The 13,198-nt window shown below is 59.7% G+C and carries 12 protein-coding genes and 1 pseudogene; 9 read left to right on the top strand and 4 right to left on the bottom strand.

All coding sequences use genetic code 11. From position 1 onward, the window contains the following. From EC915_RS13855 to EC915_RS13840, 4 genes and pseudogenes are all read left to right on the top strand, one after another. Positions 1-95 (top strand): annotated as a pseudogene (locus EC915_RS13855) (threonine dehydratase); the annotation flags it as partial. A gap of 131 nt (positions 96-226) precedes the next feature. Continuing rightward, positions 227-655, top strand: a complete 429-nt coding sequence (locus EC915_RS13850; RefSeq protein ID WP_133751098.1) for a DUF2269 family protein — start codon at positions 227-229, stop codon at positions 653-655. Positions 656-682: 27 nt separating this feature from the next. Next, positions 683-1,939, top strand: a complete 1,257-nt coding sequence (locus EC915_RS13845) for an SDR family oxidoreductase (RefSeq protein ID WP_133751097.1) — start codon at positions 683-685, stop codon at positions 1,937-1,939. Further along, positions 1,936-2,403 (top strand): DUF2269 domain-containing protein, encoded by a 468-nt coding sequence (locus EC915_RS13840; RefSeq protein ID WP_133751096.1) that lies wholly within the window; start codon positions 1,936-1,938, stop codon positions 2,401-2,403. Before EC915_RS13845 ends, EC915_RS13840 begins: the two co-directional genes overlap by 4 nt. A 22-nt stretch (positions 2,404-2,425) precedes the next feature. Here the strand turns inward: EC915_RS13840 and EC915_RS13835 are convergent, their stop codons facing one another. Further along, positions 2,426-3,082: an HAD family phosphatase gene (locus tag EC915_RS13835; protein WP_133751095.1), complete on the bottom strand. Its 657-nt coding sequence runs from the start codon at positions 3,080-3,082 to the stop codon at positions 2,426-2,428. A gap of 165 nt (positions 3,083-3,247) precedes the next feature. On the opposite strand from EC915_RS13835, the gene EC915_RS13830 reads away from it, so the two are divergent. Further along, on the top strand, positions 3,248-3,727 hold the full coding sequence (locus tag EC915_RS13830; protein WP_133751094.1) for an RNA pyrophosphohydrolase: 480 nt from the start codon (positions 3,248-3,250) through the stop codon (positions 3,725-3,727). Between the two features lie 21 nt (positions 3,728-3,748). Beyond that, positions 3,749-6,028, top strand: coding sequence for a phosphoenolpyruvate--protein phosphotransferase (gene ptsP / locus EC915_RS13825; protein WP_133751093.1), 2,280 nt, complete (start codon positions 3,749-3,751; stop codon positions 6,026-6,028). Positions 6,029-6,159: 131 nt separating this feature from the next. Here ptsP and EC915_RS13820 read toward each other — a convergent pair whose 3' ends face one another. Further along, the gene (locus EC915_RS13820) at positions 6,160-6,906 is read right to left on the bottom strand and encodes an NRDE family protein (RefSeq protein ID WP_133751092.1); all 747 of its coding nucleotides are present in this window, start codon (positions 6,904-6,906) and stop codon (positions 6,160-6,162) included. A 277-nt stretch (positions 6,907-7,183) separates the two neighbouring features. On the opposite strand from EC915_RS13820, the gene lgt reads away from it, so the two are divergent. Together lgt and EC915_RS13810 are read left to right on the top strand one after the other, a co-directional pair. Beyond that, positions 7,184-7,996, top strand: a complete 813-nt coding sequence (gene lgt, locus EC915_RS13815; RefSeq protein ID WP_133751091.1) for a prolipoprotein diacylglyceryl transferase — start codon at positions 7,184-7,186, stop codon at positions 7,994-7,996. Between the two features lie 72 nt (positions 7,997-8,068). Further along, positions 8,069-8,902: a thymidylate synthase gene (locus EC915_RS13810; protein ID WP_133751090.1), complete on the top strand. Its 834-nt coding sequence runs from the start codon at positions 8,069-8,071 to the stop codon at positions 8,900-8,902. 406 nt (positions 8,903-9,308) lie between these two features. Here the strand turns inward: EC915_RS13810 and cadR are convergent, their stop codons facing one another. Further along, positions 9,309-9,767 carry a Cd(II)/Pb(II)-responsive transcriptional regulator gene (gene cadR / locus EC915_RS13805; protein WP_133751089.1) on the bottom strand — a complete coding sequence of 153 codons (459 nt, stop codon included), beginning with the start codon at positions 9,765-9,767 and terminating at the stop codon, positions 9,309-9,311. Between the two features lie 83 nt (positions 9,768-9,850). On the opposite strand from cadR, the gene EC915_RS13800 reads away from it, so the two are divergent. Beyond that, a complete protein-coding gene (locus tag EC915_RS13800) occupies positions 9,851-12,199 on the top strand; it encodes a heavy metal translocating P-type ATPase (RefSeq protein WP_133751110.1) in 2,349 nt (782 codons plus the stop codon). 184 nt (positions 12,200-12,383) lie between these two features. Here the strand turns inward: EC915_RS13800 and hutG are convergent, their stop codons facing one another. Next, positions 12,384-13,187 carry an N-formylglutamate deformylase gene (gene hutG / locus EC915_RS13795; protein ID WP_133751088.1) on the bottom strand — a complete coding sequence of 268 codons (804 nt, stop codon included), beginning with the start codon at positions 13,185-13,187 and terminating at the stop codon, positions 12,384-12,386. Between the last annotated feature and the right edge of the window lie 11 nt (positions 13,188-13,198).

The following is a 13,198-nucleotide window of genomic DNA, read 5'->3' as shown; positions in this document are numbered from 1 at the left end:
ACGAGCGGCATCTGGTGCCACAGGCGCTGGCAGAGATTGGCTATCCGTATTGGGATGAGACGAACAACCCGGCTTACCGATTGTTTCTGGGCTGACTCGGTTGCTTTGATTCTGGCAGCAGGCCGTGGGAGCAAGCTTGCTGGCGATCTGGCGTGAGAGTGCACCAACGCAACTTCTTCGACGCGACTAAGCTCAAACCACGGCTTATATAAAGGAACAAATTGCGATGGAACACTTTGCCGCCCTTAAAATCCTGCACATGGCCGCCACTGCGCTACTGTTCCTCTGCGCATTGGCGCTGGCGATCTGGATCATTCGTGGGCGCAGGGCCGGGGACCTGACCGTGCAGAATCGCGCCATGCGCAAGCCTTGGGTATTCGTTTGGCTGCTCATGGGCGCATGCCTGCTGACCCTGCCGATCAGCGGCTGGTGGCTGGTGCATTACGCGGGCTGGCCCCTGGGGCAAACGTGGCTGCTGGCCGCCAGCATTCTTTACACCTTGGGCGCCCTGAGCTGGACCTGGCTGGCAGTACGCGTCAATCGCCTGCGCCGTCCGATGATCGTGGGCAATCCGAACTTCACCCTCGCACTGGCGGTGTTCAGCGCCGTCTGTTTCGTGGCGATTGCCGGCTTGATGGGCGCAAAACCCGTTTGACTCTGCAGCACCCACACAAGGAACGTAATGAATGTACTTCTGGTAGGTGCGACGGGGTTTGTCGGACGTCATCTGCTCAGGGCCCTGAGCGGTGCCGGTCACCACATCATTGCGACCAGCCGCACTCGGCAGCCCTTGCGCTTGCCTGGCGTCGAGTGGCGTCAGCTTGATCTGGATGAGCTTGCTACGGTCCCCGATCACTTCGCCTTTCCAGAATCCATTGACCTGTTAATCAATGCTGCCGGCGTGCTGAGCGTCGACGAACAGCAATCGAACCTGACTCAGGATCTTGGTTCGAGAGCACTTTTCGATCTGGCGAAGAGCGCCGGGGTTCGAGTGCTGCATATCTCCGCACTGGGCGCCGGGGTGCGGTCCGATGTTCATTTTCTGACGAGTAAAGCTGCGGCAGATGACTATCTGATCGCGCTGGGCTTACCGGCTGTGGTGCTGCGTCCTTCGCTGGTGGTTGGCCCGGGCGGTGCCAGCAGCGCCTGGCTGGCGCGGATGTCGGCATTGCCGGTGATTCCTCTGCTGGACCGCAAAGCCCTGTTGCAGCCGTTGCACGTCGACGATCTGGTCAGCGCCATTCTTGCATTGATGCGCCGCTGGCCAGCGGAGCCCATGGTGCTGCCCGTGGTCGGTACAGAGGTCATGACCCTGGCGCAGTTGATCGACCAGATGCGCATGTCCCAAGGCTGGTCTGGCGCATGGTTCATCAAGATCCCGGATGCACTTGCGCTGTTCGGTGCCTCGCTGGGCGACCGCTTCGGCTGGCGTGCATTGAATGGGCAAACCCTGCGCATGGCGCATCGCGACAGCATGGCCGACCCAGAAGTGCTGGAGTCGGTCTGTGGTTATCGCTGCGCCGGCTTGCGTGATCGGCTCAAGCAGTGGCCAGACCCGGCTCAGAGCACGCAGTTGGCCTTGCGCCCGTTGATGCTGGCGACATTGGTGCTGATCTGGTTGGGCACTGCATTTGTCAGCCTGTGGCCCGGTTTCGAATGGGGGTTACGGATCCTGTCCGAGGGCGGTCTCACCGGGCCTTTCGCCCAGATAGCCGTGGTGGCGGGTGCCCTCTGCGATGGACTGCTCGGCCTCGGCATGCTGATGGGTCGATGGCGGCGACGCGTATTGCAGCTGCAGGTGTGCCTGATGACGGCCTACACCTTGATCATCACGTTCGTGCTGCCCCATTACTGGTTTGACCCCTATGCCTCTGTCGCCAAAAACCTGGTGTTGATAGTGGCGACCCTTTGGCTTCTCAGGACCGAGCCCCGTCGATGAGTGCTTATCTACTGCTCAAGACCTTGCATATCCTGTCTGCCACCATCCTCTTCGGGCTCGGTGCGGGCTCGGCGTATTACGCTTTGCGTGCCTGGCGTACGGGAAAGGTTGAAGTCATTGCCGTGACATTCAAGCATCTGGTATTTGCAGACTGGGTGTTCACCACCACTACAGCGATCTTTCAGCCAGTGAGCGGGCTTGGACTGGCGCTGCTCGCAGGCTGGCCGCTGAATCAGCCTTGGCTGATGTGGAGTTTCGGGCTGTATGGGGTGGCGGGAGTCTGTTGGCTGCCGGTGGTATGGCTGCAGATCCGCGTCCACAAGATGGCGGATCAGTCCCTGCGGGACGGCACGCCGATGCCAATGGAAGCGAACGTCTACATGCGCTGGTGGTTTGCCCTGGGCTGGCCTGCGTTCGCTTCTTTTATTGCGATCTTTTACTTGATGGTGAGTAAGCCGATTTAACACCGTGATAGCGCCGCACCTCTTAATCGCGTAGCGAAATCACCGGCCAACCCCGACGGCTCGCCTCGGCGCGGAGCTTTTCGTCAGGGTCGACGGCCACCGGGTTGGCGACCTGCTCTAACAGTGGCAGGTCATTCATCGAGTCGCTGTAGAACCAGCTGCCTTCAAGGTTGAAGCCGTTTTCCTCGATCCAGCGGTTCAGGCGAGTGACTTTACCTTCGCGAAAACAAGGCACGTCCGTGGTGCGACCGGTGTAGCGCCCGTCGACGACTTCGCATTCGGTAGCCAGCAACGTATCGATACCCAGTCGCTCAACCACCGGCGCAGTCACGAAACGGTTGGTTGCGGTAATGACCACCAGCTTGTCGCCCGCGTCGCGATGCTTGGCAATTAGCGCCATGGCCTTGGGCAGGATCAGCGGCTCGATGCAGTCGCGCATGAAGTCGCGATGCCACTCGTCGAGCTGCGCGGTCTCGGTTCGGCCGAGAATTTCCAGGCTGAAGTTCAAGTAATCGGTCAGGTTCAGCGTGCCTGCCAGATAGTCCTGATAGAACGCATCGTTACGCGCCTTGTAAGCAGCACCGTCGAGGATGCCGCGTTCACACAGGTAATCCCCCCAGGCGTGGTCGCTGTCGCCACCAAGGAGCGTGTTGTCGAGGTCGAATAAGGCCAGGGGCATACGGTGACTCGCTGAATTGGCTAAAAAAAGAGCACAAGAATACGAGGTTTCATCAAGAGACCGCATCTATTAATGCCGTTGTCGCGATAAGCTGTCTGCGTCTCGTTGCTGCCTTCACGATCTTTGTGGAACAATGCGACAACATGCGTTTGCGAGGTTGTTGCCGTGATCGACCCCGATGGTTTCCGCCCTAATGTCGGGATAATTCTGACAAATGATGCTGGCCAGGTCTTATGGGCTCGCCGTATCAACCAAGATGCATGGCAGTTTCCGCAAGGGGGGATCAATCCCCAGGAAACGCCGGAAGACGCGCTCTATCGTGAATTGAATGAAGAAGTCGGGCTGGAACGGCACGATGTTGAAATGCTTGCCTGTACCCGAGGTTGGTTACGCTATCGTCTGCCGCAACGTCTGGTCCGTACCCACAGCCAGCCGCTGTGCATCGGTCAGAAGCAAAAATGGTTTCTCCTGCGCCTGATCTCCAACGAACAGCGGGTGCGGATGGATTTGACCGGTAAACCGGAGTTCGATGGCTGGCGTTGGGTCAGTTATTGGTATCCGTTGGGCCAGGTGGTGACATTCAAGCGCGAAGTGTATCGCCGCGCACTCAAAGAGCTTGCCCCGCGCCTGTTGGCGCGCGACTGACACGGAGTTCGACCCCGAGCCATGCTCAATACGCTGCGCAAGATCGTCCAGGAAGTTAACTCCGCCAAGGATCTCAAGGCGGCGTTGGGGATTATTGTGTTACGCGTCAAAGAGGCAATGAGCAGCCAGGTCTGCTCGGTCTATTTGCTCGACCCTGAATCCAATCGTTTCGTGCTGATGGCCACAGAGGGCTTGAACAAGCGCTCTATCGGCAAAGTCAGCATGGCCCCCAATGAAGGTCTGGTCGGCCTGGTGGGCACGCGCGAAGAGCCGCTGAACCTGGAAAACGCCGCCGACCACCCCCGTTATCGTTACTTTGCCGAAACCGGCGAGGAACGCTACGCGTCTTTTCTCGGCGCGCCGATCATTCACCACCGTCGGGTCGTCGGGGTATTGGTGATCCAGCAAAAGGAGCGCCGTCAGTTCGACGAAGGGGAAGAAGCCTTCCTCGTGACGATGAGCGCCCAGCTTGCCGGCGTTATCGCCCATGCCGAAGCCACCGGCTCGATTCGCGGGCTTGGGCGTCAAGGCAAGGGCATTCAGGAAGCGCGTTTCGTTGGCGTGGCGGGTTCGCCGGGTGCGGCAGTCGGTACGGCGCTGGTCATGTTGCCGCCCGCCGATCTCGAAGTGGTGCCTGACAAGACCGTTACCGACATTGATGCCGAACTCAAGCTGTTCAAGAACGCTCTCGAAGGCGTTCGCAGCGACATGCGTACGCTTTCGGCGAAATTGGCGACACAGTTACGCCCCGAAGAGCGAGCGCTTTTCGACGTCTACCTGATGATGCTCGACGATGCCTCGTTGGGCAGTGAAGTTACTAACGTCATCAAGACCGGCCAGTGGGCCCAAGGTGCGCTGCGTTCGGTGGTCAACGAGCACGTCAGCCGCTTCGAACTGATGGATGACGCCTACCTGCGCGAGCGTGCATCGGATGTGAAGGATCTGGGTCGCCGCTTGCTGGCGTATCTTCAGGAGGCACGTCAGCAAACGCTGGTCTACCCCGACAACACCATCCTGGTCAGTGAAGAGCTGACCCCGGCGATGCTTGGCGAAGTGCCGGAAGGCAAGCTTGTCGGTCTGATCTCGGTGCTCGGCTCGGGTAACTCCCACGTGGCGATTCTGGCCAGGGCGATGGGTATTCCAACGGTCATGGGCGCGGTGGATCTGCCGTATTCCAAGGTCGATGGTATCGAGCTGATCGTCGACGGCTATCACGGAGAGGTCTTTACCAACCCCAGTGAGGCCCTGCGCAAGCAGTACTCGGTGGTGGTCGAGGAAGAGCGCCAACTGTCGCAGGGCCTGGATGCACTGCGCGAATTGCCTTGCGTGACCCTCGACGGCCATCGCATGCCGCTATGGGTCAATACCGGGCTGCTGGCCGACGTGGCGCGCGCCCAGCAGCGCGGCGCTGAAGGTGTCGGTCTGTACCGTACCGAAGTCCCGTTCATGATCCAGCAGCGCTTCCCGAGCGAAAAGGAACAGCTGGCGATCTACCGCGAACAATTGGCGGCATTTCATCCTTTGCCAGTGACCATGCGCACGCTGGACATCGGCGGCGACAAGGCGCTCTCGTACTTTCCGATCAAGGAAGACAACCCGTTCCTGGGCTGGCGCGGTATTCGCGTTACCCTCGATCACCCGGAAATCTTCCTGGTGCAGACCCGCGCGATGCTCAAGGCCAGCGAGGGCCTGAACAACCTGCGCATTCTGCTGCCGATGATCTCCGGCACTCACGAAACCGAAGAGGCCCTGCACCTGATCCACCGTGCCTGGGGCGAAGTGCGCGACGAAGGCACCGATGTGCCGATGCCGCCGGTGGGCGTGATGATCGAAGTGCCAGCGGCGGTCTACCAGACCCGTGAATTGGCGCGTCAGGTGGACTTCCTGTCTGTGGGCTCCAACGACCTGACCCAATATCTACTGGCGGTCGACCGTAACAACCCGCGTGTCGCCGATCTCTACGACTATCTGCACCCGGCTGTGCTGCAAGCCTTGCAGAACGTCGTGCGCGACGCCCACGCCGAAGGCAAGCCGGTCAGTATCTGCGGGGAGATGGCGGGCGACCCGGCCGCGGCGGTGCTGTTGATGGCCATGGGTTACGACAGCCTGTCGATGAACGCCACCAACCTGCCGAAAGTAAAGTGGATGCTGCGTCAGATCAACCTGAGCAAAGCCAAGGAGCTACTAGCTCAACTGATGAAAAACGACAACCCGCAAGTCATCAGCAGCTCATTGCAACTGGCGCTGAAAAACCTCGGGCTGTCGAGGATGATCAATCCGACGTCAGTGAAGGGGCATTGATCAAGGCCACGGGCTGCATTCATCACTGTAAGAGCCGACTCGCTGGCGAATGCTTCGGGTCAGGTTCAGCGATGTCGAGTGGCACAACGGGTTCGCCAGCAAGCCCGCTTCTGTAGGTGCTCGCAGCCTCCTCAGATGTTGATGTCGACTCCTCCCAATTTCCCGCCATACGGCCCAAAACTGCGCTCGATCAGTCTCCGGCGGCCACTTGCGTCCACGATCAACACCGTGCTTGCTCGCGTTCCATAATTGGGACTGGCGATGAACACGCTGGACAGCAACTTTTCAGTCGCCAGCCCCACGCCTGTAGCGGGGAGCTGCGCATCAGGCGCTGCTTCGGGATCTGCGAGAAATCTGAACAAGGCCTCTGGATCTGGCTCCTCCAGCTCGTGCGACAGCGCCGCTTTAGCCTTCAATAATTTGGGCCATGGCGTATCAAGGCCGCCGTTGGATAACCCGTATACCCCGGCCTCCAGCCGCTGAGGCACTGGATCGGCAGCGTTGAGGAAATGCAGTTTCTGGCGATCGCCCACCAGCAGGTTAAAGCCGCCATATTCCGCCGAGCGCCCTGCAACCTCGCGCAAGTAATCATCGATGGGCAAGGAACTGTTCAAAAATTGTGCAACCAGTTCGCCTCGCGAGCGACGGCCCGGCGGTTGGCCTGGATCGCGGATGTTGGTCAGCGCGGCGAAACGCCCGTCAGCCGTGATGCCCAGCCAGGTGCCGCCTGCTTCCAGGTCGCGTCCGGCGTAGATGTGCGGTGCGTCCTCCCATTGCGCCAGAGGCAAAGTGGGGCGCGCATAGAATTCATCGCGGTTGGCCGCCAGAATCAGCGGTTGTGGGTGGGCAGGGCGCCAGGCGAAGACGATCAGGCACATGCAGGCCTCCTTTTTCCGCCACTTTACGCACAGATCCGGCGCACATCCATCGCGCGCTGCTAGAGCGCAGGCGGCTGCTCCGGTAACATGCCGCACTGATTCGGCAGGAGGCAGGGATCGCGCGCTTGCGCATGTTCTTCGCCCTGTGTGGCGCAAGCCTGCGCATAAGCTGTCACGAAGGATGCTGAAACGACTGTTCGTGCTAATACGGAGGGTCGTCGGTACAGGTTTTCTGATTTGATTCGTCGCTCGATGAGCGTCCATTTAAGGAGTCACAATGCTGCCTTACCCGCAGATTGACCCGGTAGCCGTGGCCATCGGTCCGCTGCAAATCCACTGGTACGGCCTGATGTATCTGGTCGGTATCGGCAGTGCCTGGTTTCTCGCATCCCGTCGTTTGAATCGCTTTGACCCGACGTGGACCAAAGAAAAGCTCTCGGACATGATCTTCTGGGTCGCGATGGGGGTGATTGTTGGTGGCCGATTGGGCTATGTGCTGTTTTACGACCTGCCCAATTACATCGCCAACCCGCTGCTGATCTTCGAAGTGTGGAAGGGCGGGATGGCGTTCCATGGCGGATTCATCGGTGTGATGATCGCGACCTACTGGTTCGGCAGACGCAACGGCAAGTCGTTTTTCCAGCTGATGGACTTTATCGCGCCGATGGTGCCGATTGGCCTGGGCGCTGGACGCATCGGCAACTTCATCAACGCCGAGTTGTGGGGCAAACCGACCGATTTGCCATGGGCAATGGTGTTCCCGCCCTTTAGCGATCCGTCGCAATTGCCGCGCCACCCGTCGCAGCTCTATCAATTTGCGCTGGAAGGTGTGGCACTGTTCCTGATTCTCTACTTCTTCTCGCGCAAGCCGCGTCCGACCATGGCGGTGTCCGGCATGTTCGCGCTGTTCTACGGAATTTTCCGCTTCGTCGTGGAGTTCGTCCGGGTGCCGGATGCCCAGCTGGGCTATCTGGCATGGGGTTGGGTCACGATGGGGCAGATCCTCAGCCTGCCGATGATCATTGGCGGTCTGGTGCTGATCTGGCTGGCTTACCATCGCGCGGCTGCTGCGAAAAACGCAGCCGTTTGATTCACGCGATGATGAACCGAAACGCCGGGCCCGCAAGCCCGGCGGATTCACCGATACAGAGGGCCTTTGGGCATGAAGCAATACCTTGAATTGTTACGCGACGTCATCGGCAACGGGACGCGCAAGGGCGATCGCACCGGTACTGGAACCACGGCTGTGTTCGGTCGTCAGATCCGCCACAATCTGGCCGATGGCTTCCCGCTGCTGACCACCAAAAAGCTGCATTTCAAGAGCATCGCCAATGAGCTCATCTGGATGCTCAGCGGCAACACCAACACCCAATGGCTCAACGAAAACGGCGTGACCATCTGGGATGAATGGGCCACCGAAGACGGCGACCTGGGGCCTGTCTACGGCGCCCAGTGGACCGGCTGGCCAACCAAGGACGGCGGCAAGATCAATCAGATCGACTACATGGTCGATTGCCTGAAGAACAACCCCAACAGCCGACGCATTCTGTTCCACGGCTGGAACACCGAATACCTGCCGGATGAAAAGCTCTCGCCGCAAGAGAACGTCAAGGCCGGACGTCAGGCGCTGGCGGTCTGTCACTTGCTTTATCAGGCATTCGTGGCTGACGGCAAGCTGTCGATGCAGTTGTACATTCGCAGCTCCGATGTGTTCCTCGGCCTGCCGTACAACATCGCCGCGTTAGCGTTGCTGACTCACATGCTGGCGCAGCAGTGCGATCTGATCCCTCATGAAATCATCGTCAGCCTGGGCGATACCCACGCTTATTCGAACCATGAAGAGCAGATTGCAACGCAGCTGACCCGCACGCCGAAAACGCTGCCTCAACTAAAGATCAACCGTCGTCCGGAAAGCATCTACGACTACCGTTTCGAAGATTTCGAAATCGTGGGCTACAACGCCGATCCAGGCATTAAGGCCCCTGTGGCAGTCTGAGTGTTGGCGTCTTTACCGCAATCAGCTCCAACTTAGGCGCTGTCAACAGTCACTGGGAGATGAGCACGTTCATCCTGCAGTGACTGTGGAATCACAAGAATTGCGATTAGCTATGAGCCTGCTGCATGATTGAATTCCTCTACTCCCCTGGCGCGGCATCATAATAAGCTTGCCGGGGCGTTTTTCCTTATCGTTCTCCACATCGAACAGACCTGCAATACGGCGCGGGTGTGACCGAGGCGGGTGAGCGGAATCATCACGGCTGACCATGGCCAAACCAAAACGCCCTCGACCTGATGACAGGTCGGGGGCGTTTTTGTATGCAGGGCTTCAGCCGGCGGTCGATGGTCGCGAGGATGAATTCGCTAACGCCAGCCTGCCGGATTGCTAAGAGTGGGCGCACCGCTCAATGCCCATGGCTTCTGCCCACATGCGAATGCTCGATGTCCGCCGCTACCACGCTGCCGCTGACTTCCAGTCGATCCAGAATCCCGCAATGGTCCGGTGCACCTTCGCTGCAGCGCTGGCGAAGGTCGATAAGCTGTTCCTGCAGGGCTTGCAGACTGGCGATACGTGCGCTGACGTGCTGCATGTGTTCGTCGATCAACGCATTGACGCTTTCGCACTGATCCTGTGGGCTCTCACGCAGCGTTAGCAGGCTGCGGATTTCATCCAGCGTCATGTCCAGGCTGCGGCAGTTGCGGATGAAGGTCAGACGCTCGACATGCTCCTGGGTGTACAGCCGGTAGTTGCCCCCGCTGCGCGCAGGCTCGGCCAGCAACGCTTCGCGTTCGTAGTAGCGGATGGTTTCAACCGGGCAATCGGTCAGTTTGGCCAGCTCACCAATCTTGAAAGAGCCATTCATGTTGTCGATCTCGTTTTTGAGGCTTGACCCTATAGTGGCTACAGGGTGTTCACTTGGCAATACGCATCCCAAGAGACTCCATGATGAGTGACTCTGTACACAAGCATTCGCCTGATGACCACACCGGCCATGACCACAGTCGGCAGCACGATGCCGAACATAATCACGCTGGGCACGACCATGCCGATCATGACCATACAGGCCACGACCATGCGGCGCACGACCACGCTCCCGGAAAACTCACACCCGTGGGCAAGCATGCTGATGATGCTCATGCCTGCTGCTCTCACGAAAGCGTGTCAGCTGTCGTAAGCGTGGGCAGCGGTTCGACCGACAATGCCCGGTTGAGCAGCTTCCGTATCGAGGCGATGGACTGCCCCACCGAACAGACGCTGATCCAGAACAAGCTGGGCAAGATGGCCGGGATTCGGAAACTTGAATTCAACCTGATCAATCGCGTATTGGGCGTCTGGCATGAGCTGCCATCGACCGATCCGATCCGCGAAGCCATTGGTTCACTGGGCATGCAGGCCGATGTGATCGAGCAGGGCGCCGATCCGGAAACCGCGTCGCTGCCCTCCCCGAAGAAGCCTTGGTGGCCACTGGCGTTGTCCGGCGTTGCTGCGGTGGCGGCTGAGGTCATTCACTTTACCGGTGCTGCGCCCACTTGGGTGGTGGCGCTGATTGCGTTGATCGCGATTTTCAGCGGCGGCCTGACCACCTACAAAAAGGGCTGGATCGCGCTCAAGAACTTCAATCTGAATATCAATGCCCTGATGAGTATTGCGGTCACCGGTGCCGTATTGATCGGGCAGTGGCCGGAAGCGGCGATGGTGATGTTCCTGTTCACCGTGGCGGAACTGATCGAGGCCAAATCCCTGGACCGGGCGCGCAATGCCATTGGCGGGCTAATGCAGTTGACCCCTGAAACGGCCACCGTGCAGCAGGACGGGCAGTGGCTTGAGGTCGAGGTCAACGACATCGCGCTGGGCAGTGTCGTCAGGGTCAAGCCGGGTGAGCGTATCGGCCTGGACGGCGAAGTGGTGTCGGGGCAATCGAGCATCGATCAGGCGCCGATTACCGGCGAAAGCCTGCCGGTAGAGAAGACCGTGGGCGACAAGGTGTTTGCCGGGACCATCAATCAGTCCGGCTCCCTGGAGTACAAGGTCACTGCCGCTGCGAATAACTCCACACTTGCGCGAATCATCAATGCGGTTGAAGCCGCTCAGGGTGCGCGGGCGCCAACGCAGCGTTTCGTTGACAGCTTCTCGAAAATCTACACCCCGGCGGTGTTCGTTCTAGCGTTGGCGGTGGCGATCATTGCGCCGCTGTTCATGGGCGCCGCTTGGTTTGACTGGATCTATCGCGCGCTGGTACTGCTGGTAGTCGCGTGCCCTTGTGCGCTAGTGATTTCAACGCCGGTCAGTATCGTCAGCGGCCTGGCGGCCGCGGCGCGCAAAGGGATTCTGGTCAAAGGTGGCGTCTATCTGGAGATGGGCCACAAGCTCGATTACCTGGCATTGGACAAGACCGGGACCATCACCCACGGCAAGCCGGTGCAGACCGATTACGTGTTGCTCGACGAGTCGTTCGGCGAGCAGGCATTGGTCATTTCCGCCAGTCTTGCCGGGCGCTCCGATCACCCGGTTTCCCAAGCGATTGCCACCGACTTCGGCAAGGAAGGACACCTGCAAGTCGAGGCGTTCGAGGCGCTGGGTGGGCGGGGCGTGAAAGGTGAGGTCGAGGGGTGTCTGTATCACTTGGGCAACCATCGCCTGATTCACGAATCCGGGCTGTGTTCGCCTGAACTTGAGTCACGTCTGGAAGCGCTGGAGACCCAAGGCAAAACGGTGGTGTTGCTGTTCGATGACAGTCGCCCACTGGCGCTGTTTGCGGTTGCCGATACCGTGAAGGACAGCAGCCGCGAAGCTATTGCGCAACTGCATGCGCTGGGCGTGAAAACCGTGATGCTCACCGGCGACAACCCGCACACCGCGAAGGCCATTGCCGCTCAGGTAGGTATTGATCAGGCGCAGGGTAACCTGCTGCCGACTGACAAGCTTCAAGCCATCGAGGCCCTGTACGCGCAGCAGCATCGGGTCGGGATGGTCGGCGATGGCATCAACGATGCGCCAGCCTTGGCGCGAGCGGAGATTGGTTTTGCCATGGCGGCGGCCGGGACTGACACCGCTATCGAAACCGCCGATGTGGCGTTGATGGATGACGATCTGCGCAAGATTCCGGCGTTCATCCGCCTGTCACGCGACACCGCTGCGGTGCTCAAACAGAACATCGCACTGGCGCTGGTGATCAAGGTGATCTTTCTGGCCTTCACCTTCGCTGGCGTGGCAACCATGTGGATGGCAGTGTTTGCGGACATGGGCGTGAGTTTGCTGGTGGTGTTCAACGGGTTGCGGTTGCTGAGGAAGTAACAGAAATGATCGTACCTACGCTGCTTCGCGTGGGCACACCGCTTGGGACCCTCTGTGGCCGGCCAGTGACGCGCAGCGTCACGCAGGCCATTCCCACGCCGAGCGTGGGGACGATCACATGCATTCGCCCCCACAGCGGGGCACCATTTCGTCTGAGGGAGCGCTCCGTATGCCCGAAGGCAACTTACTTCCCGTACTTCTCCCGCCCCCAGGCGATCATGCTTTCCAGCAATTGCTTCAACACCGCCCGCGTCGGATCAGCCAGATCGGTACGGTAGTGAAACGGCACGAACTCTTCCATGTAGTTGCTTTGCGCCAGTTCCAGCTGGACGGCGTGGATGTGTTCGGCCGGGTTGCCGTAATGGCGGGTGATGTGTCCGCCCTTGAAGCGTCCGTTGAGCACATGGCTGTAGTTTTTCGCGCCCGCGCAGACCGCTTCAACGCATTTTTCCAGTTCGGGATCGCAGCTGGCACCGTTGAAGGTGCCGAGGTTGAAGTCCGGCAGACGGCCATCAAACAGGTGCGCAATGTGCCCTCGGATCGAGTGGGCATCGAACAGCAGGGCGTAGCCGAATTCTTCACGCAGACGCTCAAGCTCATTGCGCAAGGTGTTGTGGTAGGGCGCCCAGATCTGCTCCAGATAGCGGGCGCGCTCTTCCTTGCTCGGTAATTGGCCCTCCTTGAACAGCGGGTCGCCTTCGAACAGCGTTGACGGGTACAAGCCCGTCGTCGCACCGGCGTACAGCGGCGTGTCGTCGGACGGCCGATTGAGGTCGATGACGAAGCGTGAATACTCGGCCGCCAACGTGCTGGCGCCCAGATCGTGGGCGAAATCGTACAGGCGGGGGATGTGCCAGTCGGTGTCCGGCAGGCTGACGGCCTCGTCCACCAGGCCGTCACGCACCACAGGCGTCAGATGCAAACCCGGGTGAGGCATGCTGATCAGCAACGGTACGCGACCGCGAGTGAAGCTCAGAACCTTGTCCACAGTTGTCTCCC

The organism is Pseudomonas sp. LP_7_YM (assembly GCF_004364435.1).
Classification (GTDB): Bacteria; Pseudomonadota; Gammaproteobacteria; order Pseudomonadales; family Pseudomonadaceae; genus Aquipseudomonas.
This window is presented reverse-complemented; position numbering and strand designations above follow the sequence as displayed.

What these genes read in the sequence shown, in the direction of transcription:
- ptsP (WP_133751093.1), top strand. Translation starts at nt 3,749, where the DNA reads ATGCTCAATACGCTGCGCAAGATCGTCCAGGAAGTTAACTCCGCCAAG.
- EC915_RS13850 (WP_133751098.1), top strand. Translation starts at nt 227, where the DNA reads ATGGAACACTTTGCCGCCCTTAAAATCCTGCACATGGCCGCCACTGCG.
- EC915_RS13845 (WP_133751097.1), top strand. Translation starts at nt 683, where the DNA reads ATGAATGTACTTCTGGTAGGTGCGACGGGGTTTGTCGGACGTCATCTG.
- lgt (WP_133751091.1), top strand. Translation starts at nt 7,184, where the DNA reads ATGCTGCCTTACCCGCAGATTGACCCGGTAGCCGTGGCCATCGGTCCG.
- EC915_RS13810 (WP_133751090.1), top strand. Translation starts at nt 8,069, where the DNA reads ATGAAGCAATACCTTGAATTGTTACGCGACGTCATCGGCAACGGGACG.
- EC915_RS13835 (WP_133751095.1), bottom strand. Translation starts at nt 3,082, where the DNA reads ATGCCCCTGGCCTTATTCGACCTCGACAACACGCTCCTTGGTGGCGAC.
- EC915_RS13840 (WP_133751096.1), top strand. Translation starts at nt 1,936, where the DNA reads ATGAGTGCTTATCTACTGCTCAAGACCTTGCATATCCTGTCTGCCACC.
- cadR (WP_133751089.1), bottom strand. Translation starts at nt 9,767, where the DNA reads ATGAATGGCTCTTTCAAGATTGGTGAGCTGGCCAAACTGACCGATTGC.
- EC915_RS13800 (WP_133751110.1), top strand. Translation starts at nt 9,851, where the DNA reads ATGAGTGACTCTGTACACAAGCATTCGCCTGATGACCACACCGGCCAT.
- EC915_RS13820 (WP_133751092.1), bottom strand. Translation starts at nt 6,906, where the DNA reads ATGTGCCTGATCGTCTTCGCCTGGCGCCCTGCCCACCCACAACCGCTG.